The sequence below is a fragment of the Achromobacter sp. 1012554356 genome (assembly GCF_059760815.1).
Genome location: NZ_JCBANC010000003.1, coordinates 145660 through 171975 on the forward strand (window position 1 = coordinate 145660; position 26316 = coordinate 171975).

A 26316-nucleotide genomic window follows, 5' to 3' on the forward strand; every position below is an offset into this window, starting at 1 on the left:
TTTGCACCATGTCGAAACCATCCTTGCTTGCCCCTGCCCTCGCCTGGTCCGGCCATCTGCGCCGCCGCCTGGACGCCCACCCGGACCTGGCCGCCTGGTTGGACAGGGCCGTGAAACACCCCGTGACACCGGACCTGATGGCGCAATGGCAGAACGAACTGGCCGGCACGGCCTCGGACGCCTCCGCCGCCCTGCCGGTGGACGTCTGCCGCATGGTGCTGCGCAAGCTGCGCGAACGCGTCTTCAGCGTGCTGATCGTGCGCGACCTGACTGGGCAAGCGCCGCTTGAGGAAGTGGTGGGCGCCATGACCGCGCTGGCGGACATGGCGGTGGCCGCCGCCTATCGCAGCGTGGCGGCGGAACTGGTGGCCGTCCACGGCGTTCCGCGTGACCCCGCCACCGGCAAGCCTCAGGAGATGCTGATCGTCGGCATGGGCAAGCTGGGCGGCTGCGAGCTGAACGTCTCGTCCGACATCGACCTCATCATGCTCTACGGCGAGGAAGGCGAAACCGACGGCCCCCGCCGCATCAGCCATCACGAGTTCTATGGTCGATTGACCCGCCGCATGATGCCGGTGCTGTCCGAGGTGGACGCCAACGGCCAGGTGTTCCGCACGGACTTGCGCCTGCGTCCCGACGGCGACTCGGGTCCGTTGGCCTGGAGCCTGGACGCCCTGGAGCATTACCTCATCGGCCAGGGCCGCGAATGGGAGCGCTATGCGTGGCTGAAGGCGCGGCTGATGCCCGCGCAGGCATTTGCAGACAGCGACAGTGCCGCGCAGGCCAGGCAGCTCGAAAGCCTGCGCGTGCCCTTCGTCTACCGCAAGTACTTCGATTTTGACGCGCTGGCCGCGCTGCGCGCGTTGCGCGAGCGCATCCGCCAGGACTGGCAGCGCCGCGCGTCGGCGCGCAACGGCATCGACAGCGCCAACAACATCAAGCTGGGTGACGGCGGCATCCGCGAGATCGAGTTCGTGGTGCAGCTTGCGCAATTGATCCGCGGCGGCCGCATGCCGGCGCTGCAAAAGCGCGGCTTGCTGGAAGCGCTGCACGCCGAATGCGTGGCGGGTCTGGTCCCCGAGGACGACGCCCGCCGGCTCGAAGATGCCTACCGATTCCTGCGGCGCACCGAGCACGCGCTGCAGTACCGCGAAGACGAACAGACCCACCTCTTGCCCGGCGACCCAGACCTGCGCGCCGCCCTGGCCGCGGCGCTCGGGATGACGCCCGAAGACTTTGAAAGCGCGTTGGCCGCGCACCGCACGTTCGTGTCGCAGACCTTCCGCAACGTGTTCCGCATGGTCGGCATGGGCGAGGAAGAATCCGCGCCCGCCGCCACCCCGGACACCGCGCCCGCCAGCCAGGACGAGCCTGACAGCGAAAGCGAACTGAGCGATCAGATCCGCCAGGCGTTTGGCAACGACGCGGACGACCTCCTGCGCCGCGCCCAGACGCTGTCCGGCAGCCACCGCGTGCGCAGCCTGCCCGAAAGCAGCCGCCGCCGCATGGAGATCCTGCTGCCTGCCGCGCTGCGCGCCGCGCTGCAGACGCCGGCGCCGCATGAAGCCGCAGTCCGTCTCTTCGACCTGATCGAAAAGATTGCGCAGCGCAGCGCGTACCTGGCCCTGCTGGCTGAATACCCGGACACGCTCGCCCGCGTGGCGCGCATGGTGGCCGCCAGCCCGTGGGCCGCGCAGTATCTGACGCAGCATCCGCTGCTGCTCGACAGCCTGATCGACTGGCGCACGCTTTTCGAGCCGCTGGACTTCGGCCAGATTGCCCGGCAACTGACCGCGGACCTGAACGCCTGCCGGCTTCCCGACGGCGACCCGGACGTCGAGCGCCAGATGAACCTGATGCGCGATGTGCAGCGCCAGGCCAGCTTCCAATTGCTGGCGCAGGATCTGGAGGGCGAGCTCACCGTCGAAAAGCTGGCCGACCAGTTGTCGGCGCTGGCCGACCTGCTGCTTACCGAAACCATCCGCCGCGCGTGGCCGCTCGTGAACAAGATCCCGGGCGCCGAACCGCACTTTGCCGTCATCGCGTACGGCAAGCTCGGCGGCAAGGAGCTGGGCTATGCGTCCGACCTGGACCTGGTGTTCCTCTTTGACGACCCGCGCGACGACTCCGCGGAGGTCTACGCCAAGCTGGGCCGGCGCATGTCGTCCTGGCTGTCGACCATGACGTCCTCGGGCCGGCTGTACGAGACCGACCTGCGCCTGCGGCCCGATGGGGACGCGGGGCTGCTGGCCGTGTCGCTCGAGGCCTTCGAGCAATACCAGCACAAGCACGCATGGGCCTGGGAACACCAGGCGCTGACCCGGGCGCGTTTTGCCGCCGGCGACGCCAGCTTGGGGGACCGCTTCGAAAAGATCCGCGAAGACATCCTGGTGGCGCCGCGCGACACGGCCGCGCTGCGCAATGAGGTGCTGGCAATGCGCGAGAAGATCAACGCCGGCCATCCCAACACGTCCGACCGCTTCGATCTGAAGCACGATCGCGGAGGCATGGTCGACGTGGAGTTCGTGACACAGTATCTGGTGCTGTGCCACGCGCGCACGCACCCGGTGCTGGTGCGCAACCTGGGCAACATCGCGCTGCTGCGCCTGGCCGCCGAAGCCGGGCTGATCCCGCCGGACCTCGCGGCGCGGTCGGGGGACGCCTACCGCACGCTGCGGCGCGTCCAGCACCAGTTGCGCCTGCAGGGGGTGGAAAAGGCCCGCGTGGGGCCCGACCAGCTCCAGGCAGAACGGGCCGCGGTCCGCGAACTCTGGACGACGGTGCTGGGCTGATGACAACTCGTCGTAAAATAAGGGTTTTTCCGCTTTTTCCTGACCGCCATGTCTGAACTCGTCCGCCCCAAACTCGACCTGCCCGCCGGCCGCAGCAAGGTGCTGATGCATTCGTGCTGCGCGCCCTGTTCCGGCGAGGTCATGGAGGCCATGACGGCCTCCGGGATCGATTACGCGATCTACTTCTACAACCCGAACATCCATCCGGTCAAAGAGTACGAAATCCGCAAGCAGGAGAACATCCGCTTTGCCGAGCAGCACGGCATCGAATTCATCGACGCCGACTACGACATGGACAACTGGTTCGACCGCGTCAAGGGCATGGAAGACGCGCCCGAGCGCGGCGAGCGCTGCACGGCCTGCTTCGACATGCGCTTCGAGCGCACCGCGCTCTACGCCCACGAGCATGGCTTTGACACCATCACCAGCTCGCTCGGGATCTCGCGCTGGAAGGACATGAATCAGATCAACGGCTGCGGCGAACGCGCCGCGGCGCGCTACGACGACCTGATCTACTGGACCTACAACTGGCGCAAGGGCGGCGGTTCGGCGCGCATGATCGAAATCAGCAAGCGCGAGAACTTCTACCAGCAGGAATACTGCGGCTGCGTCTATTCGCTGCGCGACACCAACCGCCATCGCCGCTCGCAGGGCCGCGAACGCATCCACATCGGCGTCAAGTTCTACGGCAAGGAAGACCTGATCAACGAAGAAAATCTCTGATCAGCGGGCGGCGCGGGCCCCGCGCCGCCCATGAAAAAGGCCTGGCAGTCCGCGCATCGTGCGCCCTCCAGGCCCGCTGCGGCGCCCCACGGGGCGCCGCAATGCTTTTTTGAAGCGATCAGTCCAGCGTCAGCACCGTCGCGCCCGTCGTCTTGCGCGAAGCCAGCGCCGTTTGCGCTTCGCCCGCCTGCTCCAGCGTGTAGCGCTGGTCGATGCGAACCTTGATCTTCTTCTTGAGCACCAGATCGAACAGCTCTTCGGAAGCCGACTGCAGCTTTTCCAGCGTGTTCACGTGGATGCCCAGCGAGGGACGCGTCACGTACAGGCTGCCCTTCTGGTTCAGGACGGCCAGGTTCACACCCGCCACCGGACCGGACGCATTGCCGAAGCTGACCATCAGGCCGCGCGGCTCGATGCAGTCCAGCGAGGTTTCCCACGTGTCCTTGCCCACGCCGTCGTACACCACCGGCACCTTCTTGCCACCCGTCAGTTCCAGGACGCGCTCGACCACGTTTTCACGCGAATAATCAATGGTTTCCCACGCGCCGTTCTCGCGCGCCAGTGCCGCCTTTTCGGGGCTGGATACCGTGCCGATGAGCTTGACGCCCAGCGCCTTGGCCCATTGGCATGCGATCAGCCCGACGCCGCCGGCCGCGGCATGGAACAGAATGGTCTCGCCGCCCTGCAGGCGGTAGGTCTGGCGGAACAGGTACTGCACCGTCAGGCCCTTGAGCATCAGGGCAGCCGCCTCGTCGAATTCGATGCCCTTGGGCACCTTCACGACCTGCAAGGCCGGCACGTTGCGGGCCTTGGCGTAGGCGCCGATGGGGCTTTGCCCGTAGGCCACGCGGTCGCCCTTCTTCAGGTGCTTCACATCAGCGCCCACCGCGGTCACCACGCCGGCGCCCTCGAAACCCAGGCCATGCGGCAGCGGATGCGGATACAAGCCCGTGCGGAAATAGATATCGATGAAGTTCAAACCGGCGGCGTGCTGCTCGATCGTGACTTCGTTGGCGGCCGGCGGCGGCACTTCCACCTCAACCAGCTTCAGGACTTCGGGACCACCGTGCTGCTCGATACGAATTGCCTTGACGAGATTGCTGGCCATGCTGGCCTCCTTTCATTGGAAATAATGCGAATTGACCAAAAATGCAGACTTCAACGCGTGGATTGCCTGTCGTCCTGCGCGGAAGGCGTGCGCATGGCGCCGCCCCCCATCAACGCAAACACCCCCGCCAGCACCAGGACGGTTCCGCCCATCTGCCACACGGTGATGGGCTCGTCGAGGAACCACGAGGCCAGGAACAGCACCGACACCGGCCCCACCATGCCCAGCAGCGAGGCGGTGGGTGCGCCGATCAGCGACACCGCCCACATCAGCATGAACACCGGCACCACCGTGTTCAGCGTGGCGTGAATGATGGAGTAGCCATAGACCGCCGCGGGCTGGATCAGCATCGACGGCGGGTGCACAACGAAGAACTGGATGATGCAGGCCACGCACGACACGAGCATGGCATACGCCACCAGACGCGTCGGGCCGATCCGCTTGATCAGTTCCCCGGAGCAAATCAGGTACACAGAATAGCTTGCAGCCGAGCCGAAAACGAACAAAGACCCTAACAGGACCTCGCCGCCCCCGCCGAAGGACAGGTCGTGCGCAAACACCAGCACCACGCCGGCATACGACAGCACCATGGCCAGCCATTGCCGGCGCTCGATCGGCCGCTTGAACCAAAGGGCCGACAGCAGCACGACGAGCGAGGGAGACAGGAACAGGATCAGGCGTTCGAGGCTGGCGGTGATGTAGCGCAGCCCCAGGAAATCCAGGAAGCTGGACAGGTAATAGCCCAGGAGGCCAAGCACGCACACCTGCAGGCGTTCCTTGGTGGTCATCACCACGATTTCGCCCCGGGCCGCGCGGCGCGACTGGTGCCACGCCACGACCGCGAAGAACGGCATCGCGAACAGCATGCGAAACGCGATCAGCGTGACCGCGTCGATCCCGTAGCGGTAGGTGAACTTGACGACGATGGCCTTGGCGGAAAAGAGGATCGCGCCAAGCACCGCCATGGCGATCCCGGCGGCGCGGCCGGAGGCCAGCGGGAGCGCCGTAAGCTTGGCAATACGATTCATGCGATGATTTTAAGTTCACCGCAAAATAAATTGCACGCCTTCTCTGATGCAAACCGCTTTCTTCGCAGCATGACCCGACAACGCGCTCTTACCTATATCCATATTGCCGCCGTGCTATTCGGCCTGACCGGCGTGTTCGGCGAACTGATCCAGGCCAGCGCCGCGGTCATCACGCTGGGTCGGGCGGCGTTCGCGGTCGTGGCGCTGGGCATCTTCGCGCGCATGCGCCGCAAGCCGCTGCTTGGCGTGCTGACCCCGGCGCAGTTGTTCGTGCTGGTGATCGCGGGCGCGCTGCTCGCGGCGCACTGGGTCACCTTCTTCATCTCCGTGAAGGTGGGCGGCATTGCCATCGCGACGCTCGGCTTTGCCAGCTTTCCCGCGTTCATCACCCTGTTTGAAGGCCTGATCTTCCGCGAACGCGTCCGGCTGGCTGAATGGCTGCTGCTGGGCCTGGTGACCGCCGGCCTGGTGCTTGTCACGCCCTCGTTCGACCTGGCCAACCAGGGCACCATCGGGCTCGCGTGGGGCCTGCTGTCCGGCCTGAGCTTTGCCCTGCTCGCGCTGAGCAACCGCCGCTCGGCATCCGGCATGGACCCGATGCAGGTGGCCTGCTGGCAAAACGTCGTGGTCGCGCTGGTGATGATGCCCTTCGCGGTCGGCCAGCTTCCTGCCCTGCCCGCGCAGGACTGGGTCTGGTTGGCGCTGCTGGGCGTCTTTTGCACCGGGCTGTCCCACTACCTGTTCGTGTCCAGCCTGACCCGGTTGAATGCCCGAAGCGCGGGGCTGGTGATTGCGCTGGAACCGGTCTACGCCATTGCGTTCGCCTGGGTGCTGTTCAGCCAGGAACCGACGCCGCGCATGCTGGCCGGCGGCGCCCTTATCGTGGCCGCCATCGTCTGGTCCGGGCTGCGCAAGCAGGCAACGGCAGCCGAACCGGCTTCAAAGATACAGCCTTGACAATAACTGACTAGGCAGTAAAATGCGCCGCATGACTGCCGCGCCTTCCCTGCCCACGCCCGTACCCGCCGAGTCGCCCGACGCCCCCGTCCATTACCGCAACGACACCCGTTGCATGGCCGAAGACAACGCGGGCTACCTTATCAAGCTGGCCTATCATTCCATGAACCGGATGCTGGACCAGGAGATGGCGCCGCTTGATCTCACCGCCATGCAATGGCGTCCGCTGGCCATGGTGTTCCTGGGCCGCGCCGATACGCCCGCCGAACTGGCGCGGCTCAACGACATGGACACCGGCGCCATGACGCGCGCGCTGGATCGCCTGGAAGCCAAGGGACTTTTGCGCCGGAACCGCAGCCAGGAAGACCGCCGTGTCGTCAAGATCGAACTCACCGAACTGGGCGAGGCCAAGGCCCGCGAAATTCCCGCCAACATTGCCCGCGCGCTCAATCATCATCTGCGCGGCTTCTCGACCGACGAGGTCACCCAGCTCATGCACTTCATGCGCCGGATGATCGCAAACGGGTCCGCCTCCGGCTCCCCGGCCGACCGCTGACGCCCACGCCCCGTGCTGGAGCCGGGGTTTTTATTTGGCATAATCGTTGCCTAGGCAAATACAGATTAATCAATTACTTTCAGCTAACAGTCAGGATGAAACGCCTTTTATCTACCGCATTGGTGCTGGCCCTCACCGGTTGCGCGCTGATGGAGCCGGCGCCCAAGCCCGTCGCCGCGCTTGATGCCGCCACGCTCGGGCTGACCGGTCAAGGCACCGAATGGCCCGCCGCGCAATGGTGGGAACGCTACGGCGACCCGCAACTGAACGCCCTGATGACCGAAGCGCTAGCCAACAGTCCCTCTATGAGCGCCGCGCAGGCGCGTCTGGCCAAGGCCAACGCCGCCGTCGGTATCGCGCGCGCCCCGCTGCTGCCGCGCGTGGACGCGGGCTACACCCTCAACCGCGAGCACCTGTCCAAGGACTACATCTACCCGGCGCCGCTGGGCGGCTCTGTCGTCAGCGACAACCGGCTGGCATTGGACTTCAGCTACGAGCTGGATTTCTGGGGCAAGAACCGTTCGCGCCTGCAGTCCGCGGTCTCGCAGCAGGAAGCCGCCAGCGCCGACGCGCAAGCCGCGCGCAACCTGCTCGCCAGCGCCACCGTGCGCGCCTACCTGAACCTGCAGAACGCGTTCGCCCAGCGCGACGTGCTGAACCGCGTGATCGCGCAGCGCGCCGAAGTCCTGTCGCTGACCCAGGGCCGCTACTCGGCCGGGCTGGACACGCAGGTCGAGGTCAAGCAGGCCGAGTCGTCGCTGGCCTCCGGCAAGGTCGAACTGACCCAGACCGACACCACGCTCGCCCAACTGCGTAACCAGGTCGCCGCGCTGGCCGGCGCCGGCCCGCAGCGCGGACAGGATCTGGTTCAGGTGTCGCTGACCGCACCGGCCGGCGCCGTTCCGGCCAGCGTGCCGCTCGACCTGCTCGGGCACCGTCCCGACGTCACGGCCGCCCGCTGGCGCGCCGAGGCGGCGCGTCACGCCATCGACGCGGCCAAGGCCGAGTTCTACCCCAATGTGAACCTGGCCGCGTTCGTCGGTTTTCAAGCGATTGGCACCGGCAACCTGCTGGGCGCCGACGCCCGCATGGCCGGCATCGGTCCGGCCATCACGCTGCCCATCTTCCACGGCGGCGAGCTCAACGCCAATCTGGCGGGCCGCCGCGCCGACGCGGATCTGGCAGTGTCGGACTACAACCAGACCGTGCTGGACGCCGCGCATCAGGTCGCCGACGCGCTGGATGGCCTGCGCCTGCTGGACCAGGAAAAGACCCAGCAACGCCAGGCGCGCGAGGCCATCGAGGCCGCCTACGCTCTGGCCGTCGACCGCTACAAGGCGGGCATGGGCAACTACATCACGGTGCTGATCGCGCAGACCGGCGTGCTGACGCAGGCCCGTCTTGATACCGACCTGCGCATCCGCGCCTATCAGCTCGACGCCAACCTCGCCACCGCCTTGGGCGGCGGCTACGCGCCGCAGGCCGAGCCTGCCCCGAACTCCATTCATTGAACGATCCCGGATTCAGACGTCATGAACGCTGCCACTCCCACCACCCATCCCGCCCGTAAACGCCTCCTGCTGACGGCGACCGGGGTTTTCATCGTTGCCGGCATTGCCTACGGCATCTGGTGGACGCTCTTCGGCGCCCATTTCGAAAGCACCGACGACGCCTACGTGCACGGCAACCTGGTGCAGATCACGCCGCAGGTGCCCGGCACCGTGGTCGCCATCGAAGCCGACGATACCGAAACGGTCACCGCCGGCCAGCCGCTGGTCCGCCTCGATCCCGCCGACACCGACATTGCCCTGCAGCAGGCGCAAGCCAAGCTGGCGCAGACTGTGCGCCAGGTGCAGACCTATTACGTGCAGAACGATGCGCTGGCGGCCGACGTCGACCTGCGCAATGCCGACATCCTGCGCGCCCAGGCCGAGCTGACCCGCGCGCAGAGCGACGTGAAGCGCCGCCAGCAGTTGGCCAAGTCGGGCGGCGTCAGCGGCGAGGAAATCCTGCACGCCGAGGTCGCGCTCAAATCCGCCCAGTCCGGCGTCGCGCAAGCCAAGGCGGCGCTGGCCGCCGCGCAGGCCAAGCTGGCGACCAACCAGGCGCTGACGCAAGGCACCTCGGTCGCCGATCACCCCGACGTGCGCCAGGCGGCGGCCGAGCTGCGCAATGCCTGGCTCGCGCAGTCGCGCACCGTGCTGCCCGCTCCCGTGGGCGGCGTGATCGCGCGCCGCAGCGCGCAGGTCGGCCAGCGCGTCGCCCCGGGCGCCGCCCTGATGACCGTCGTACCGCTCGATCAGGTGTGGATCGAGGCCAACTTCAAGGAAGGCCAATTGCGCAAGATGCGCATCGGCCAGCCGGTCAAGATGGTGGCCGATCTGTACGGCAGCGCGGTCACCTACCACGGCACCGTCGCCGGCCTGGACGCCGGCACGGGCAGCGCTTTCGCCCTGCTTCCCGCTCAGAACGCCACCGGCAACTGGATCAAGGTCGTGCAGCGCGTCCCCGTGCGGATCACGCTGGATCCCGAAGACCTCAAGCAGCATCCGCTGCGCGTGGGTCTGTCGATGGACGTTGAAGTCGACGTGGGCAAGGACGACGGCGCTCCGCTGACGCAAGTGGCGCGCAAGGAACCGGTCTGGTCGACCCGCGCGTTCGAGCCCGCCCACCATGAAGTCGACGCAATGATCGCAAAGATCATCGCCGCCAACGTCGCATCATGAGCACCGCCGCCCAGCCCGCGGGCGCAGGCGCGCCCCCAGACGCCGCCCGCCCGCCGGGCACGCATCCGCCGCTGGAGGGTGCGACCCGCATCATCGGGTCCATCGCCCTGTCGACCGCGGTCTTCATGAACGTGCTGGACACCTCCATCGCGAACGTGTCCATCCCCACCATCTCCGGCGACCTGGGCGTAAGCACCAGCCAGGGCACGTGGGTCATCACGTCGTTCGCGGTGGCCAACGCCATCACCGTGCCGCTGACCGGCTGGTTGACGCAGCGCTTCGGCCAGGTTCGCCTGTTTCTGATCTCCACGCTGCTCTTCGTGCTGGCGTCCTGGCTGTGCGGCTTCTCGCCCTCGCTTGAGGCGCTGATCGCCTTCCGGGTGCTGCAAGGCGCGGTGGCCGGCCCGATGATCCCGCTGTCGCAGACGCTGATGCTGGCCAGCTTCCCGAAGTCCAAGGCAGGCATGGCCCTGGCGGTCTGGTCCATGACAACGCTGGTGGCCCCGGTTGCCGGCCCGCTGCTCGGCGGCTGGATCTCCGACAACTACACCTGGCCCTGGATCTTCTACATCAACGTGCCGGTGGGCCTCCTGGCCGCCTGGATCAGCTGGCGCATCTACGGCAACCGCGAATCCGTCACGCGCAAACTGCCGATCGACAAGCTCGGCCTCGTTTTGCTCGTGGTCTGGGTGGGCGCGCTGCAGATCATGCTGGACAAGGGCAAGGAATTGGACTGGTTCGCCAGCCCCACCATCATCGCGCTGGCGGCGATCGCCTTCGTGGCCTTCGTGTTCTTCCTGATCTGGGAACTGACCGACGCGCACCCGGTCGTGGACCTGCGGCTCTTCAAGGTCCGCAATTTCACGGTGGGCGCGCTGACGCTGGCCGTGGCCTATGGCGTCTTCTTTGGCAACGTCGTGCTGCTGCCGCTCTGGCTGCAGAGCAACATGGGCTACACGGCGACCTACGCGGGCCTTGTGACCGCGCCGGTCGGACTGCTGGCGATCCTGCTCACCCCCATCGTGGGCAAGATGCTGGCCACGCGCGACCCCAGGCAGATCGTGACGGTCGCCTTCCTGATCTTCGCGCTGGTCTGCTTCATGCGCGCGGGCTTCAACACCCAGACGGATGTGCGCACGCTGATGATCCCGACCATCATCCAGGGCGCCGCAATGGCGGCATTCTTCGTGCCGCTCACCTCGATCACGCTGTCCAGCATGGAGCCCTGGCGCATCCCTGCCGCGTCGGGCCTCTCGAACTTCCTGCGGCTGACGGCGGGCGCGTTCGGCACGTCGATTTCCACGACGCTATGGGAAAACCGCGCAACCCTGCATCACGCGCAACTGACCGAGATTGCCCGGCCCGGCCAGCAGGCGTTCGACCAGACCATGAACTCCTTGCAGAACGGGCTGGGCGTCTCGCACCAGCAGGCGCTTACCATGGTGGACGGGCTGATCAATGCGCAGGCCTTCACGATGTCGGCGACGGACGTGTTCTACGCGTCCGCGATCATCTTCCTGCTGCTGACGGGTCTGGTCTGGTTCGCACGGCCGCGCGCCTCCAAATCGGGCGGCGGCGGCGCGGCGGAAGCGGCTGCCGGCGCGCACTGATTCGTTCGGCATCGGCAAAAAATCAAGGCGCCTCGCGGCGCCTTGTTTTTTTTGGACATGCACTTGTTGACCAAGCTGCGTTTGGACAGGCAGGTCAGTCCTTGAGCAAGGTGTGCCAGTCCCTGCGTTCGATGATGTCGGCCGACAGCGCGCTGACCGGAGACAGGTTGAACACGGACACCCCGCGCGCGCGCCAGAGCGGCGACGCAAAGCGGAAAGACGGCTCGATGAACTTCGGAAAGTTGCGCGTCAGCCGGCTGGTCTGCGGCTTGCCGCCTTCATCGTAGAAACGCAATCCGCCCTGCACGGTCAGGTCCAGTCCATGCACGTAGACCTCGCGCGCGCCGCCGGACATCAGGACCTGCAGCGCCGCATAGGCCACGGTATCGGCATCGAACACGCCCAGCGACGCATTGAAGCTGTAGCCCAGCCCCTGTTTTGCGTCCAGCAGTTCAACATCAGGCGAGGCGGCGGCAATGCGCTTGAGCACCGCTGGCGCAACGCTGCGTTCATAGGCGCGCCGGGAGATCAACTCGATGATGCAGATGCGGCAGCGGATTTGCTCCTGCGGAATGCCCTGCATGATGTAGCGCAGAACCTCGGGAAACACATACAGCGTCAGGTCGCGCCCGACGATATCGCGCACCAACTCAATGCGGTCCCGCACGAAGTTCTGGTCGATGATGCAGTAATACTTGAACTGCAGGTCGAACTTGCGCGACAGCGCGATGGAGCCATTGACGCCCATCGCCACGCCGATATCCATGCGGTCATACGGGATCTCGGAGATCGAAGGGCCGCTCAGGATCAGGTGCACCACCTTGTCGGCAGGGTCGTAGCCCTGCGACAAGGGAGTGATGCGCAATGAACGGCCGAACGCACGATAAGCGCTGATCGCGCCATCCTTGTCCCGCCAGATCCGCACGAATGGCCACAGGTGCTGATTGTGCCGCTGCGTGCGCGAACGCAGCATGCGGAAAAGCTTGCGGACAAACCGGTCGGCCCGCCCGCCGCCCACGTGCTCGGAGGGAGGAGAAAAAATCGAGTCGTTCATCTACTAACCAGACAGGCCTGCCCGCAACTGCACTTAACCGCCCCGGACCAGCGAAGCAATTGCGTCGCCGACCTCGGCCGTTGAAGCGTTGCCTTTCATATCCCGCGTCCGCGGGCCATCGGCCAGCACGGTTTCGATTGCCTTGACCACGGCGGCCGACGCATCGGGATACCCCAAGAAATCCAGCATCAATGCCCCGCTCCAGATCTGACCGATGGGGTTGGCGATGCCCTTGCCATAAATGTCCGGCGCCGAGCCATGCACCGGTTCAAAGAGCGACGGAAACTTGCGTTCCGGGTTGAGGTTTGCTGACGGCGCAATGCCGATGGTGCCCGTGCATGCCGGCCCCAGATCGGACAGGATGTCGCCGAACAGGTTGGAAGCCACCACGACATCGAACCAGTCCGGATGCTGCACGAAGTGCGCGCACAGGATGTCGATGTGGTATTTGTCCCAGCGCACATCGGGATAGTTCCCGGCCATGTCGGCAACGCGCTCGTCCCACCAGGGCATCGAGATGGAAATGCCATTGGACTTGGTGGCAGCGGTCAGGTGCTTGCCGCGCTTTTGCGCCAGCTCGAATGCGAACTTCAGCACGCGCTCGGCGCCGATGCGCGTGAAAACGCTTTCCTGGATGACCACTTCGCGGTCGGTGCCCTCGAACAGGCGGCCGCCGCTGTTGGAGTATTCGCCCTCGGTGTTTTCGCGCACGATGAAGAAATCGATCTCGCCGGGCTTGCGGTCGGCCAGCGGCGACGGCACGCCAGGCATCAGACGCACCGGACGCAGATTGATGTACTGATCGAATTCGCGGCGGAACTTGAACAGCGAGCCCCACAAGGCCTCGTGGTCCGGCACCGTGGCGGGCCAGCCGATCGAACCGAAGAAAATGGCCTCATGCTGGCCGATCTGGTCCTTCCAGTCGTCCGGCATCATCTTGCCGTGCTTGGCGTAGTAGTCGCAGCTCCAGTCGAAATGGTCCCACTGGAACTCGATTCCGAACCGCGTCGCCACGGCATCCAGTACCTTCAAACCTTCCGGCACGACTTCCTTGCCGATCCCGTCTCCGGGGAGCACCGCAATCTTGTGTTTCTTAGCCACCATGTCTTCCTTTGGTTTTCATTGATACACCGCCCGCAATGTTAGGCATAAACGGGCGCAACACAATACCCCCGTCCCCCGAACGGACGGACCTGCCGATTTGCCGCTTTGCGCCGATAAGGCTTAGCGCCGGCCCTTCGATCCCAGCAGCGACCCCAGGATTCCGCGCGTGAGTTCCCGCGCGATGGAGCGTGCCGAGCTTTTCGCGATGGTCTGCACCACGCCGTCGCGCTTGCCGCCGCGCGGTCCGGTCGACCCAAACAGCACGTCCTTCAGGCTGTCCATCAGCCCGCCGCTCTCGTCGGCAGGCGGCTCGGACGTCTTGGCGGAAGGCTGCCCGGACCGGGCCGGCGCATCCTTGGCCACCTGGGGTTCCGCTGGCGCCGCCGCGCGGCCCGCCAGGATTTCGTAGGCCGACTCCCGGTCGACCGCCTTCTCATATTTGGGCGCCAGGTCATTGCCTTGACGCAGCGCCTGCCGTTCGGCGTCCGTCGCCGGCCCGATACGGCTGCCCGGCGGCACGATGAAGGCCCGCTCGGTCGGCATCGGCCGCCCCTTGGCGTCAAGCAGCGACACCAGCGCCTCGCCCACGCCTAGCTCGGTAATCGCGGCCTCGATGTCCAGGCCAGGATTGGGGCGCATGGTCTGCGCGGCGGTCTTGACGGCCTTCTGGTCGCGCGGCGTGAACGCCCGCAGCGCATGCTGGACGCGGTTGCCCAACTGGCCCAGCACGGTGTCCGGGATATCCAGCGGATTCTGCGTCACGAAGTAAACGCCCACCCCCTTGGAGCGCACCAGGCGCACGACCTGCTCGATCTTGGTCAAAAGCGCCTGCGGCGCGTCGTTGAACAGCAGGTGGGCCTCGTCGAAGAAGAAAACCAGCTTGGGCTGGTCCATGTCGCCCACCTCGGGCAGCTTTTCGTACAGGTCGGCCAACAGCCACAGCAGGAAGATGGCATACAGGCGCGGCGCCTGCATCAGCTTGTCGGCCGCCAGCACATTGACGATGCCGCGGCCCTGCGCGTCGGTGCGCATCAGGTCGGCAACGTCCAGCATCGGCTCGCCAAAGAACTTTTCCGCGCCTTGCGATTCCAGCGCCAGCAAGCCGCGCTGGATGGCGCCGACGCTGGCCGAGGACACATTGCCGTAGCGCGTCTTCAGCTCGCCCGCCCGGTCGGCGACGTCCTGGAGCATCGCCCGCAGGTCCTTCAGGTCCAAGAGCAGCTGTCCTTCGTCGTCCGCCACCTTGAAAACCAGGGTCAGGACGCCTTCCTGCGTGTCGTTCAGTTCCAGGATGCGCGAGAGCAGCAACGGCCCCATATCGGTGATGGTCGCCCGCACCGGCAGCCCCTGCTCGCCAAAGACATCCCACAGCGCGACCGGGCTGGCGCCCCAGGCCGGCTCCGGCAGGCCCAGATTCTGCAGGCGTTCCTGCAGTTTAGGGCTGGACACGCCCGCCTGCGAAATGCCGGTCAGGTCGCCTTTGACGTCCGCCATGAACACGGGCGTGCCGATCCGGGAAAAGGATTCGGCCAGCACCTGCAGCGTGACGGTCTTGCCCGTGCCGGTGGCCCCCGTGATGCACCCGTGGCGGTTGGCCAGGGCCGGCAGCAGCGCCAACTCGGTCTGCGCGTTCTTGGCGATGACAAGGGGGTTGGGCATGGGCGGCTCCGGACCAGGGATCAGATGGATGCCCAAGTGTAGAGCCTGCCGCCCGCCTTGTGCGCGTGGCTATATGGACACAAGCATCCCTCTTGCCGGACGGGACAGCCGCCGGCACGGTAAAATGCCGTCTTTGCAGACACATTTTCCTGGGAAGCCATGGCCGGACACAGCAAATGGGCCAATATTCAGCACCGCAAAGGGCGCCAAGACGCCAAGCGCGGAAAGCTCTGGACCAAGATCATTCGTGAAATCACCGTGGCGGCGCGCGCCGGCGGCCCCGACCCGGACAGCAACCCCCGTTTGCGCATGGCCTGGGACAAGGCCACCGACGCCAACATGCCCAAGGACAACATCCAGCGCGCCATCCAGCGTGGCGCGGGCGGCGCCGACGGCGAGGCCTACGAAGAAGTCCGCTACGAAGGTTACGGTATCGGCGGCGCGGCGGTCATCGTCGACTGCATGACCGACAACCGCACCCGCACCGTCGCCGAAGTCCGCCACGCCTTCTCCAAGAATGGCGGCAACCTCGGCCAGGAAGGCTCCGTCGCCTTCATGTTCAAGCACTGCGGCCAATTCGTGTTCGCCCCCGGCACCCCTGAAGACAAGGTCATGGAAGCCGCCCTCGATGCTGGCGCCGAAGACGTCACCACCGACGAAGAAGGCGTGATCGAAGTCGTCTGCGCCCCGTCCGATTACGCGGCCGTGCGCAAGGCATTCGACGAGGCCGGCCTGAAGGCCGAAGTCGACGGCATCGTCATGAAGGCCCTGAACGAAACCGAACTCGCCGGCGACGACGCCGCCAAGATGCAGAAACTGCTCGACGCCCTGGAAAACCTGGACGACGTGCAGGAAGTCTATACGACCGTCATTTTCGACGAAGCGCAGTAACTCTCCCTTTCCTGGCGCGCCAGCGGCTCTGTCCGCCTGCGCGCCTCTTCAGACTCACGCAACATGAAACTCCTGGTAATTGGCTCGGGCGGCCGCGAACATGCCCTCGCCTGGCGGCTGGCCCGCTCCCCGCGCGTGCACAAGGTGTACGTCGCTCCGGGCAACGGCGGCACGCAACGGGCCGAGCAGATGGAAAACATCCCGCTCACCAATGCCGAGGAACTGGCCGATTTCGTCCAGCGCGAGGGGATCGCCCTGACGGTCGTCGGCCCCGAGGCGCCCCTGGCCGCCGGCGTCGTCGACGTCTTCCGCGCCCGTGGCCTGAAGATCTTCGGCCCCACCAAGGCCGCCGCGCAGCTTGAAAGCTCCAAGGATTACGCCAAGGCCTTCATGGTCCGGCACAACATCCCGACCGCGCGCTACGAAACCTTCACCGACCCGGCCAAGGCCCATGCCTACATCGACCAGGAAGGCGCGCCCATCGTCATCAAGGCCGACGGCCTGGCCGCCGGCAAGGGCGTCGTGGTTGCCGCCACCCTCGACGAAGCGCACGCCGCCGTCGACGCCATGCTGGGCGACGGCTCCATGGGCGAAGCCGGCGCACGCGTCGTCATCGAAGAATGCCTGATCGGCGAAGAAGCCAGCTTCATCGTCATGTGCGACGGCCGCAATGTGCTCGCCCTGGCCACCAGCCAGGACCACAAGCGCCTGCAGGACGGCGACCGCGGCCCCAACACGGGCGGCATGGGCGCTTACTCGCCCGCGCCCATCGTCACGCCTGAACTGCATCACCGCATCATGCGCGAAATCATCCTGCCCACCGTGCAGGGCATGACGCGCGACGGCATCCCCTACACAGGCTTCCTGTACGCCGGCCTGATGATCGCCCCGGGCGACGATCCCGACCGCGAAATCAAGACGCTGGAGTTCAACTGCCGCATGGGCGACCCCGAAACCCAGCCCATCATGATGCGCGTCAAGAGCGACCTGCTCGACGCGCTCGAGCACGCCGTCGAAGGCACGCTCGACCAGGCCGACATCGTCTGGGACCGCCGCACCGCCCTGGGCGCCGTGCTGGCCGCTCACAACTATCCCAACACGCCACGCACCGGCGACGTCATCCGCGGCCTGCCCGCCGATGCCGAAGACTGCATGGTGTTTCACGCCGCCACCCAGCTCGACGGCGACGAAACCAAGACCACCGGCGGCCGCGTGCTGTGCGTCACCGCACTGGGCGATTCGGTCAAGATGGCGCGCGACCGTGTCTACGAAGCCATCGACCGCATCCACTTCGATGGCCGGCAGTACCGCTCCGACATCGGCTGGCGCGCGCTCAAGCCGTCTCAGCAAAAGCCCAAGTCCAACGCGTAACCGGAACCGCCCATGACCGCTCTGCCCGTCTCCGCTGTCCGGGACTACCTCACCGGCCTGCAAGCCCGCATCGTGGGCGCGCTGGAAGCGGCCGAAGGCGGCCCCTTCCGCACCGACGAATGGGTGCGGCCGGAGGGCGGCGGCGGGCTGTCGCGTCTGCTCGAAGGCGGCCAGCTCTTCGAGCGCGCCGGCGTGCTGTTCAGCCACGTTCAGGGGTCCAAGCTGCCCCCGTCGGCCAGCGCGCATCGGCCGGAGCTCGCCGGCCGCTCATGGGAAGCCATGGGCGTGTCCATGGTGCTGCATCCGCGCAATCCGTACGTGCCCACCACGCACATGAACGTGCGAATGTTCGTCGCGGCCGCGCGGCCCGGCCACGACGAGGCCGACGTCTTCTGGTTCGGCGGCGGCATCGACCTCACGCCGTACTACCCCTTCGAAGAAGACGCCCGCCACTTCCACACGGTGTGCCGAAACGCGCTGGCGCCCCACGGGCCCGATTACTATCCGCGCTACAAGCGCTGGTGCGACGAGTACTTCTTCCTCAAGCATCGCGACGAAACCCGCGGCATCGGCGGCGTCTTCTTCGACGACTTGAACGCGCCCGGCTTCGACGCGTCTTTCGCTCTCACCCGTTCAGTCGGCGACGCGTTCCTGGACAGCTACCTGCCCATCGTCGACAAGCGCCGCGGCATCGCCTACACCGAGCGCGAGCGCGACTTCCAGGCCTACCGCCGCGGCCGCTACGTCGAATTCAACTTGGTCTTTGACCGCGGCACGCTGTTCGGCCTGCAATCCGGGGGCCGCACCGAATCAATCCTGTTGTCCATGCCGCCACTCGCGCAATGGCGCTACGACTGGCAGCCTGAAGCCGGCACGCCCGAAGCCGAGCTGGCCGCCTACCTCAAGCCGCGGGACTGGGTTTGAAACGCATCGGCCTTTTCGGCGGCAGCTTCGACCCCGTTCACGTCGCCCACATCGCGCTGGCGCAGAATGCCTTGCAGTCGCTTGGCTTGGCCCAGGTGCAGCTCATCCCCGCCGCCAACCCCTGGCAGCGCGCTGCACTGAACGCCACCGCCGCCCATCGCCTCGCGATGCTGGAACTGGCCATCGCCGGCCATCCGGGGCTGGCGGTCAATCCCATTGAAATCGAGCGCGGCGGCGCCACCTACACCATCGACACGTTGCGCGCGCTCCCGCAGGACGCGCGCTATGTGTGGTTGCTGGGCGCCGACCAGCTCGCCAATTTCTGCACCTGGCGCAATTGGCGCGACATTTCCAGCCTTGTCGACCTCGCCGTGGCCACCCGCCCCGGCACGGCCCTCAGCGCACCGGCGGAACTGGCGCAATGGCTGCAGGAACAAGGCCACACCCTGCAAGAACTCCCTTTTCCGCCCATGCCGGTGTCGGCTTCCGAAATCCGCCAGCGCCTCGCGCAGGGCCAATCCACCGACGGACTGCTCGACGCATCCGTCGCCGCATATATTGCGGCGCACAAACTCTACCGATAAACCTCCCCGCCCGGCGCCGCCGGTCAGCCGCCGCTGCCATCGAGCGGGTTATATTTGCAGCTATGGATATACAGAAACTCCAACGCGCCGTCATCGACGCCCTCGAAGACGTCAAGGCGCAAGACATCAAGGTCTTCAGCACCACGCATCTGACCAGCCTTTTCGATCGCGTCGTGATTGCAAGCGCCACCTCCAACCGCCAGACCCGCGCGCTGGCATCCAGCGTTGCCGATCGCGGCCGCGCCATGTCGCTGACCGGCATCACCATCGAAGGCGAGGACACCGGTGAATGGGTCGTCGTCGACCTCGGCGATGTCGTTGTGCACATCATGCAGCCGGCCATTCGGCAGTACTACAACCTCGAAGAAATCTGGGGCGGCAAGCCGGTGCGCGTGAAGCTCCTGCCCGAATCGACCCGCCCCGCTCCTGTCCCCAGCGACAGCGGCAGTGGTTACGACGACCTCGAAGACTGACCACGCCGTGAAGCTGATCGTCGTCGCGGTGGGCACGCGGATGCCGGACTGGGTGCAAACTGCCTGGGACGACTACGCCAAGCGCCTGCCGGCCGACTGCGCGCTGGAACTGCGCGAGATCAAGCCCGAGCCCCGCACGACCGGCAAAACTCCGGCCCAGATGATGGCGGCCGAGGCCAAGCGCATCGAGGCGGCTCTGCCCGCCAATGCGCTGCGCCTTGCCCTGGACGAACGCGGACGCGATCTCACCACCATGGCGCTGTCGCAAAAGCTTGAACAGTGGCGCGCGGGCGGACAGGATGTCGCGTTTCTCGTCGGCGGCCCCGACGGACTGGATCCCGCGCTCAAGGCGTCCGCCAGAGACCAGTTGCGCCTGTCGTCCCTCACGTTGCCTCATCCCATGGTGCGCGTGGTCCTGGCCGAACAGCTCTACCGCGCCTGGGCCATCATGACCAACCACCCCTACCACCGCGCGTGACCGCCGCCTGGCGGCGCCTGCCCTGCTCCGCATGACCGACACCGCCAATCCCTCCCGTTCTTCCCCGCGCCTGTATCTCGCCTCCGCCAGCCCGCGCCGCCGCGAGTTGCTGAACCAGATCGGCCTGGCGCACGAGGTTCTGCTCGTTCCGTCCCCGCCCGGCGAGGACGAACCGCAGCATCCGGGCGAAAGCGCCGCTGACTATGTGCAGCGCACCGCCCGCGACAAGGCCCTGCGCGGCCGCGACTGGATGCGTGCGCACGCCATGCCCGCCCTGCCCCTGCTCGCGGCCGACACCACCGTCATCCTGGCGGGCGAGGTGCTGGGCAAACCGGCGGACCGTGACGACGCCATCCGCATCCTGCGGGCGCTGTCCGGCGCCACGCATGAAGTCCATACCGCGGTCGCGCTGTGCAGCGGCGACCGCCTGCTGGAAGCCGTCTCCATCACCCAAGTCCGCATGCGCGCCTTGCAAGAAGACGAAATCGGCCGCTATTGCGACAGCGGCGAACCCTTCGGCAAGGCGGGCGCGTATGGCATCCAGGGCTTGGCGGGCACATTCGTCTCGCACATCGCCGGCAGCTACACAGGCGTCATGGGCCTGCCGCTGTTCGAAACCGCCAACCTGCTCCGCGAGGCCGGCATCCAGGTGCCCTGACACCGATTCGGCCCGCAAGAAAAAATCCCCCGCGCCGCAAGGCTTCGGGGGATTTTTTTTATCTGCGTGGCGCTGTTGTTCAGCTCTGACGGACGGGTTCGCCGAGGGCGACCTGAGGCTGCGACGCCGCAGGCGTGCCCGCGCTGTCCAGGGTGGCATGCAGTTGCTCCTGGTCCAGCTCGCCTTCCCAGCGCGCGACGACCACGGTGGCGGTCGCATTACCCACCAGGTTGGTCAGCGCGCGGCATTCGGACATGAAGCGGTCCACACCCAGGATCAGCGCCATGCCCGCGACCGGCACCGAAGGCACCACAGACAGCGTGGCCGCCAGCGTGATGAAGCCCGCACCGGTCACGCCGGCCGCGCCCTTCGAGCTCAGCATCGCCACCAGCAGCAGCAGGATCTGGTCGCCCAGCGAGAGCGGAATGTCGCAGGCCTGCGCAATGAACAGCGCAGCCATCGTCATGTAGATATTGGTGCCGTCCAGGTTGAACGAATAACCAGTGGGCACCACCAGACCGACCACCGACTTCGAGCAGCCCGCGCGTTCCATCTTCTGCATCAGCGTGGGCAGAGCGGCTTCCGACGAGCTCGTGCCCAGCACCAGCAGCAGTTCTTCGCGGATGTAGCGGACCAGCTTGAAGATCGAGAAACCGTTGTAGCGGGCAACCAGGCCCAGCACGACGACGACAAACAGCACCGACGTCGCGTAGAACGTGCCCACCAGCATCGCCAGGTTCACGACCGACTTGATGCCGTACTTGCCGATGGTGAACGCCATCGCGCCAAAGGCGCCGATGGGTGCGGCCTTCATCAGGATCGCCACCATCTTGAAAATGGGCTGCGCCAGCGCCGTCATGAAATTCAGGATCGGCTTGCCGCGCTCGCCCACCATGGCCAGCGAAATGCCGAACAGCACGGCCACGAACAGCACCTGCAGAATGTCGCCACCCACGAACGGGCTGAAGATGGTCGTGGGAATCACGTTCATCAGGAAGCCGGTGATCGTCGAGTCATGCGCTTTGGCGACATAGCCGGACACCGCCTTCTGATCCAGCGTGGTCGGGTCGATGTGCATCCCGGCGCCAGGCTGCACGATATGGCTGACCACCATGCCGACGACCAACGCCAATGTCGAGAACACCAGGAAATACAGCATGGCCTTGCCAGCCACGCGCCCAACCTTCTTCAGGTCGCTCATGGCGGCAATGCCGGTTGCCACGGTCAGGAAAATGACCGGTGCAATGATCATCTTCACCAGCTTGATGAAGGCGTCGCCCAGCGGTTGCATCTGCTGACCGAGCTCGGGCTTGAATGCGCCGAGCAAAATGCCCACCACAATGGCGAAGATCACCTGCACATACAGGATTTGATAGAACTTGAGCTTGCGCGCGGGCGCGCTGTGATCCACTTCGATCATTGGGATTGTCCCCACCAAGGCCCCTTGCTCCGCGCAGCGTGGCGCGTGCGACGTCGGGGCGTTATCTGTTTTATGGCCATGCGTTCCTGCCGCCAGCCGATTTCACCGCGGGGATGTGCCGCGCGGCTTGCCGGTATATATGCAATACCCATGCCAGGTCGGCCGGCCAACCACTCCCCCAGATAAACCCTTGAAAATGCTGAATTTCCTCGAATATTGGCGATTCTGCGGCCGACATCGAAAGGCGAAACTCCGCACAGAAACCCGCTAAAATGTGCGGAAAACCGCACACCATGACCGGCTCTTCTTCTTCCCCTCTTTCCCCGCCTGCCTCCCCCCGCGCCTGGTCCTGGCCGTGGCGGGTGGCCGTGACGCTGCTTGCCGTCGGCATCGTCGCCGCCACGTTGCACACCGCCACCCAATGGGCACGCGACGGCGCGCTGCGCGAGGCCGCCCTCCAGGCCCGCAGTACCGGCCAGATCAACGCCGCGCTGCTGCGCAACAACCTCGACAAATTCCGGGCGCTGCCCTTCGTGCTGACGCAGGACGTCGATCTGCGCGCCGCGCTTCAAGGCGCGAGTTCGAGGCAGATCGAGGCCCTGGACGAAAAGCTCGAGGCGCTCAGCCGCGGTGTCGGCGCTTCCGCCATCTACGTGCTCGACAAAAAGGGCCTGGCCATCGCGGCCAGCAACTGGCGAGAACCCGCCACCTTCGTCGGCGTCGACTACGAATTCCGTCCGTACTTCCAGGGGTCGGTCGTGCACGGCTCGGCCGAACACTTCGCGCTGGGCACGGTCAGCCACGAAGCAGGGCTCTACCTGTCGCGGCGCGTGGACGACGCGCAGGGCGCGATGCTCGGCGTGGTGGTCCTGAAAGTCGACTTCCGGGACCTGGAGGCCGACTGGCGGCAGGCAAATGCCGTCATCTTCGTGACCGATGAACACGGCGTCGTGCTGCTCGGTAATATTCCAGACTGGCGTTTCAGGGTGCTGGCGCCGCTTTCGCCCGCGCTGGCCGAGACGCTGCGCACCAGCCTGCAATTTGGCGACGCCAAATTCCAGCCCCTTCCGGTCACACCGCCGCTGCAGGCCACAAGCAACGGGCAACTCATACGCACCGACGACGCGTTGCCCCGCGCCGCCGCCGGCGCCCCGTTGCTGCACACCACCCTGCCGGTCATCGAATCGCCCGGCTGGACGCTGCACCAGTTGTCGCCGGTTCAGGCGGCCATGAACCAGGCCAGCGCCAACGCCCAACTCGGCGCTTTGCTCACGCAAAGCGTGCTCGCCGCGCTGATCGGCGTGGTGTTGTACCGCCGCCATCGCAACCAGGAACGCGCAGAGCAACAGGCCGCCGTCCAGCAACAGCTCGCGGCGCTGGTGGACGAGCGCACGGCGCAACTGCGCGACGTGAACGCCAAGCTTGTCGACGAGATGGACGAACGCCAAAGCGCTGAATCCCAACTCCACACCATGAAGGACGAACTGGTCCAGGCCAGCAAGCTGGCATTACTGGGCCAGGTCGCGGCGGGCGTCGCACACGAGGTCAACCAACCCGTCGCCGCCATCCGCGCCTACGCCGACAACGCCGTCGAATTCCTGCGGCGCCGCGACGACGGCGCCGTCCAGGAAAACCTTAGCACCATCGCGGCACTGACCGACCGCATCGGGCACATCACCGGCGAACTTCGCGCCTTTTCGCGCAAGGCGGGCGCAACAGTCGGCCCGACCGATCTGATGGAAGCCCTGGAAGGGGCGATCCTGCTCGTGGGCCCGCGCGCCCGCCGACAAGGCGTCACACTGCAAAGCCCGACCCGCAACCAGAACTGCCGCGTCCAAGCCAATCGCGTCCGGCTTGAGCAGGTGCTGGTCAATCTATTGCAGAACGGGCTCGAAGCGCTGGAAGGCGCACGAAACGGCCGGATAGTTATCGCCCTGCAAGACCTCGGCGACACCGTGCAAGTACAGGTTCACGACAACGGCCCCGGCCTGTCCGACCAAGCCCGCGCTCGGCTCTTCACGCCATTTCACACGACCAAGCCGGATGGCCTGGGCCTGGGCCTCGTCATCAGCCGCGACATCGTCGCCGAATTCGGCGGCGAACTACGCGCCGCCCGGCCCGATGACGCCAGCTTGTCGTCTCCCCATGCGCCCGACACGGGCGCCTTGTTCATCCTGACCCTGCGCAAAGCGCCGGATCAAACCCACGCACCGAGCACTCACCATGACGCGCGCCCCTGATCCGCAGCTCTCCAATGCCGACGCGGCAACTGCCGCAAAGTCCTCAAAGGCCGCATCGTCAGCATCTGCCGCCGCGGCCGCAACAGCCGTACAAACCGCCGACGTGACCGACGATCGCGTGCAGCGACCTGTCGCGCCCCACGCCGTCTTCATCGACGACGACGAAGAACTGCGCCGCGCCGCCCTGCAAACCTTGAAGCTTCACGGTATCTCGGTCGCGGCACATGCCAGCGCCCGCGCTGCGCTGCCGGCCCTGGACCGGAACTTCGACGGCGTGGTGGTCACCGATATCCGCATGCCGGACATCGACGGACTCGAACTCTTCCAACGGCTGCGGGCCATCGACCCTGATATCCCGGTCATCCTGATCACCGGCCACGGCGACATCGCCACCGCGGTTCAGTGCATGCGGGAAGGCGCGTACGACTTCCTGTCCAAGCCCTATCCCGCCGACCGCCTGGTCGCCGCCATCAGCCACGCCGCCGAAATGCGGCGCCTGGTCCTCGAAAACCGCCGTCTCCGAGAAGCCGCATTCACCGTCGAAGCCGACGAAGTGCCGTTTATCGGCACGACACCCGCCATGCAGCGCATCAAGCAAACCTTGCGCCACATTGCGGACGCGGATGTCGATGTGCTCGTCGAAGGCGAAACCGGCACCGGCAAGGAAGTCGTGGCCACCGCGCTGCACCGGCTAAGCCGCCGCCGACACTGCGCGCTGGTCGCCATCAACTGCGGCGCCCTGCCGGAAAGCGTCATTGAAAGCGAACTCTTTGGCCACGAACCGGGCGCTTTCACCGGTGCACAAAAGAAACGCATCGGCCGCATCGAACATGCCAGCGGCGGCACACTGTTCCTCGACGAGATCGAAAGCATGCCGCTCGCCGTCCAGGTCAAGCTGCTGCGCGTGCTTGAATCACGCCAGATAACCCCGCTCGGCAGCAACGAAGTCCGCAACCTCGACCTACGCGTTGTCGCGGCCACCAAAGAAGATTTGGGCAGCCCCGCCATCCGCGCCAAGTTTCGCGAAGATCTGTTCTACCGCCTGAACGTCGTCACGATCCGCCTTCCCCCCCTGCGGGAACGCCGCGAAGACATCCCGCTGCTCTTCGCCCACTACCTCGGCCACGCCTCGCGCCGCTTCCAGCGCGACATCCCCGACATGCCCGCCTCGATCCGCCAACACCTCATGACGCACGATTGGCCGGGCAACGTGCGCGAACTCGCGCACTTCGCAGAACGCTTCGTGCTCGGCGTCCTCAACGGCACGGCACCCGAACCCACCCCAGCGCAAGCCGGCTCCCTCAGCCTCCCCGAACGCATGGAACAGGTCGAAGCTCAGATCATCCGCGATGCCCTCACTGCCCACCGCGGCGACATCAAGGCCACCCTCGACACCCTAGGCATTCCCCGCAAGACGTTCTACGACAAGCTCCAACGCCATGGCATTGACCGCCAGGAATACGTTGGTCTATCCCGCGGCCCACTCTAACGAATACGCTGCGCCGATAATCCGGCGCAGCGCGCGCTTATATCTCACCAACAAAACAAAAACCCCTCGCGGCGCCAGCCGCGAGGGGTTTCTTTATTCGAACTTCGAACGATACAAAGACAAAACCCCGCAGGGGAAACCTGCGGGGTTTTGAGCAATAAAAGCCTGACGATGACCTACTTTCACAGACGTCCGTCCACTATCATCGGCGCGAAGGCGTTTCACTGTCCTGTTCGGGATGGGAAGGAGTGGTACCACCTTGCTATGGTCGTCAGGCGTAACTGGTTGAGCGGCTGCGGTTAGGCAACTGCTCCAATCTTGGAAGAAGCGCAACGTGTGGCGATCAGAGCTTGGAGCTCGATGATCGACGCACAGTGGGTGTAATTGTGTTGGCTGGCTGCTGACGGTGCAGCCAGTATTTTGTATTGAACGACACTTGGAACGCTATATCACCAGGTCAATAACCATCAG

22 protein-coding genes and 1 rRNA gene are annotated in these 26316 nt (G+C 65.8%); 16 read left to right on the forward strand and 7 right to left on the reverse strand.

The window, feature by feature from the left end:
* Positions 1 to 8 precede the first annotated feature (8 nt).
* Positions 9 to 2792 carry a bifunctional [glutamate--ammonia ligase]-adenylyl-L-tyrosine phosphorylase/[glutamate--ammonia-ligase] adenylyltransferase gene (gene glnE, locus AC6LJW_RS02555; protein ID WP_498086436.1) on the forward strand — a complete coding sequence of 928 codons (2784 nt, stop codon included), beginning with the start codon at positions 9 to 11 and terminating at the stop codon, positions 2790 to 2792.
* Positions 2793 to 2840: 48 nt separating this feature from the next.
* Entirely contained in the window at positions 2841 to 3515 is a 675-nt protein-coding gene (locus tag AC6LJW_RS02560; RefSeq protein WP_105238120.1) for an epoxyqueuosine reductase QueH, read from the forward strand.
* Between the two features lie 118 nt (positions 3516 to 3633).
* Here the strand turns inward: AC6LJW_RS02560 and AC6LJW_RS02565 are convergent, their stop codons facing one another.
* Together AC6LJW_RS02565 and AC6LJW_RS02570 are read right to left on the reverse strand one after the other, a co-directional pair.
* A complete protein-coding gene (locus AC6LJW_RS02565) occupies positions 3634 to 4623 on the reverse strand; it encodes a quinone oxidoreductase family protein (protein ID WP_056571545.1) in 990 nt (329 codons plus the stop codon).
* A 50-nt stretch (positions 4624 to 4673) separates the two neighbouring features.
* Complete coding sequence (locus AC6LJW_RS02570) at positions 4674 to 5651, reverse strand: DMT family transporter (protein ID WP_056571548.1); 978 nt, start codon at positions 5649 to 5651, stop codon at positions 4674 to 4676.
* Between the two features lie 69 nt (positions 5652 to 5720).
* Between AC6LJW_RS02570 and AC6LJW_RS02575 the strand changes: the two genes are divergently transcribed.
* The 5 genes from AC6LJW_RS02575 (at position 5721) to AC6LJW_RS02595 (ending at position 11500) form a co-directional block, all read left to right on the forward strand.
* A complete protein-coding gene (locus tag AC6LJW_RS02575) occupies positions 5721 to 6608 on the forward strand; it encodes a DMT family transporter (RefSeq protein WP_498086437.1) in 888 nt (295 codons plus the stop codon).
* Between the two features lie 31 nt (positions 6609 to 6639).
* On the forward strand, positions 6640 to 7164 hold the full coding sequence (locus tag AC6LJW_RS02580) for a MarR family winged helix-turn-helix transcriptional regulator (protein ID WP_056571614.1): 525 nt from the start codon (positions 6640 to 6642) through the stop codon (positions 7162 to 7164).
* Positions 7165 to 7259: 95 nt separating this feature from the next.
* Positions 7260 to 8675, forward strand: a complete 1416-nt coding sequence (locus AC6LJW_RS02585; protein ID WP_498086438.1) for an efflux transporter outer membrane subunit — start codon at positions 7260 to 7262, stop codon at positions 8673 to 8675.
* Between the two features lie 21 nt (positions 8676 to 8696).
* A complete protein-coding gene (locus tag AC6LJW_RS02590) occupies positions 8697 to 9890 on the forward strand; it encodes an HlyD family secretion protein (protein WP_498086439.1) in 1194 nt (397 codons plus the stop codon).
* A complete protein-coding gene (locus AC6LJW_RS02595; RefSeq protein ID WP_498086440.1) occupies positions 9887 to 11500 on the forward strand; it encodes a DHA2 family efflux MFS transporter permease subunit in 1614 nt (537 codons plus the stop codon). The genes AC6LJW_RS02590 and AC6LJW_RS02595 overlap by 4 nt, the downstream gene beginning before the upstream one ends.
* A 94-nt stretch (positions 11501 to 11594) precedes the next feature.
* Here AC6LJW_RS02595 and AC6LJW_RS02600 read toward each other — a convergent pair whose 3' ends face one another.
* The 3 genes from AC6LJW_RS02600 to AC6LJW_RS02610 all read right to left on the reverse strand — a co-directional run bounded on the left by AC6LJW_RS02600 (position 11595) and on the right by AC6LJW_RS02610 (position 15317).
* The gene (locus AC6LJW_RS02600) at positions 11595 to 12554 is read right to left on the reverse strand and encodes a WaaZ-like lipopolysaccharide core biosynthesis protein (protein WP_056571561.1); all 960 of its coding nucleotides are present in this window, start codon (positions 12552 to 12554) and stop codon (positions 11595 to 11597) included.
* A gap of 33 nt (positions 12555 to 12587) precedes the next feature.
* Positions 12588 to 13655, reverse strand: coding sequence for a tartrate dehydrogenase (locus AC6LJW_RS02605; RefSeq protein WP_056571615.1), 1068 nt, complete (start codon positions 13653 to 13655; stop codon positions 12588 to 12590).
* Between the two features lie 123 nt (positions 13656 to 13778).
* Complete coding sequence (locus AC6LJW_RS02610; protein ID WP_498086441.1) at positions 13779 to 15317, reverse strand: helicase HerA-like C-terminal domain-containing protein; 1539 nt, start codon at positions 15315 to 15317, stop codon at positions 13779 to 13781.
* A gap of 159 nt (positions 15318 to 15476) precedes the next feature.
* On the opposite strand from AC6LJW_RS02610, the gene AC6LJW_RS02615 reads away from it, so the two are divergent.
* The 7 genes from AC6LJW_RS02615 (at position 15477) to AC6LJW_RS02645 (ending at position 20696) form a co-directional block, all read left to right on the forward strand.
* On the forward strand, positions 15477 to 16208 hold the full coding sequence (locus AC6LJW_RS02615; RefSeq protein ID WP_056571568.1) for a YebC/PmpR family DNA-binding transcriptional regulator: 732 nt from the start codon (positions 15477 to 15479) through the stop codon (positions 16206 to 16208).
* Between the two features lie 63 nt (positions 16209 to 16271).
* A complete protein-coding gene (gene purD / locus AC6LJW_RS02620) occupies positions 16272 to 17579 on the forward strand; it encodes a phosphoribosylamine--glycine ligase (RefSeq protein WP_056571571.1) in 1308 nt (435 codons plus the stop codon).
* A 12-nt stretch (positions 17580 to 17591) separates the two neighbouring features.
* On the forward strand, positions 17592 to 18503 hold the full coding sequence (gene hemF / locus AC6LJW_RS02625; RefSeq protein WP_056571574.1) for an oxygen-dependent coproporphyrinogen oxidase: 912 nt from the start codon (positions 17592 to 17594) through the stop codon (positions 18501 to 18503).
* Complete coding sequence (gene nadD, locus AC6LJW_RS02630) at positions 18500 to 19087, forward strand: nicotinate (nicotinamide) nucleotide adenylyltransferase (protein WP_498086442.1); 588 nt, start codon at positions 18500 to 18502, stop codon at positions 19085 to 19087. Before hemF ends, nadD begins: the two co-directional genes overlap by 4 nt.
* 62 nt (positions 19088 to 19149) lie before the next feature.
* Complete coding sequence (gene rsfS / locus AC6LJW_RS02635; protein ID WP_056571579.1) at positions 19150 to 19560, forward strand: ribosome silencing factor; 411 nt, start codon at positions 19150 to 19152, stop codon at positions 19558 to 19560.
* 7 nt (positions 19561 to 19567) lie between these two features.
* Complete coding sequence (rlmH, locus tag AC6LJW_RS02640; protein WP_498086443.1) at positions 19568 to 20038, forward strand: 23S rRNA (pseudouridine(1915)-N(3))-methyltransferase RlmH; 471 nt, start codon at positions 19568 to 19570, stop codon at positions 20036 to 20038.
* A 31-nt stretch (positions 20039 to 20069) separates the two neighbouring features.
* Entirely contained in the window at positions 20070 to 20696 is a 627-nt protein-coding gene (locus AC6LJW_RS02645; protein WP_056571582.1) for a Maf family protein, read from the forward strand.
* 79 nt (positions 20697 to 20775) lie between these two features.
* On the opposite strand, the gene AC6LJW_RS02650 is transcribed toward AC6LJW_RS02645, so the two are convergent.
* Positions 20776 to 22116, reverse strand: a complete 1341-nt coding sequence (locus tag AC6LJW_RS02650; protein WP_427986726.1) for a dicarboxylate/amino acid:cation symporter — start codon at positions 22114 to 22116, stop codon at positions 20776 to 20778.
* A gap of 293 nt (positions 22117 to 22409) precedes the next feature.
* On the opposite strand from AC6LJW_RS02650, the gene AC6LJW_RS02655 reads away from it, so the two are divergent.
* Together AC6LJW_RS02655 and AC6LJW_RS02660 are read left to right on the forward strand one after the other, a co-directional pair.
* On the forward strand, positions 22410 to 24356 hold the full coding sequence (locus tag AC6LJW_RS02655) for a sensor histidine kinase (RefSeq protein ID WP_498086444.1): 1947 nt from the start codon (positions 22410 to 22412) through the stop codon (positions 24354 to 24356).
* A complete protein-coding gene (locus tag AC6LJW_RS02660; RefSeq protein WP_498086445.1) occupies positions 24340 to 25845 on the forward strand; it encodes a sigma-54-dependent transcriptional regulator in 1506 nt (501 codons plus the stop codon). The genes AC6LJW_RS02655 and AC6LJW_RS02660 overlap by 17 nt, the downstream gene beginning before the upstream one ends.
* 163 nt (positions 25846 to 26008) lie before the next feature.
* On the opposite strand, the gene rrf is transcribed toward AC6LJW_RS02660, so the two are convergent.
* Positions 26009 to 26121 (reverse strand): 5S ribosomal RNA (gene rrf / locus AC6LJW_RS02665).
* Between the last annotated feature and the right edge of the window lie 195 nt (positions 26122 to 26316).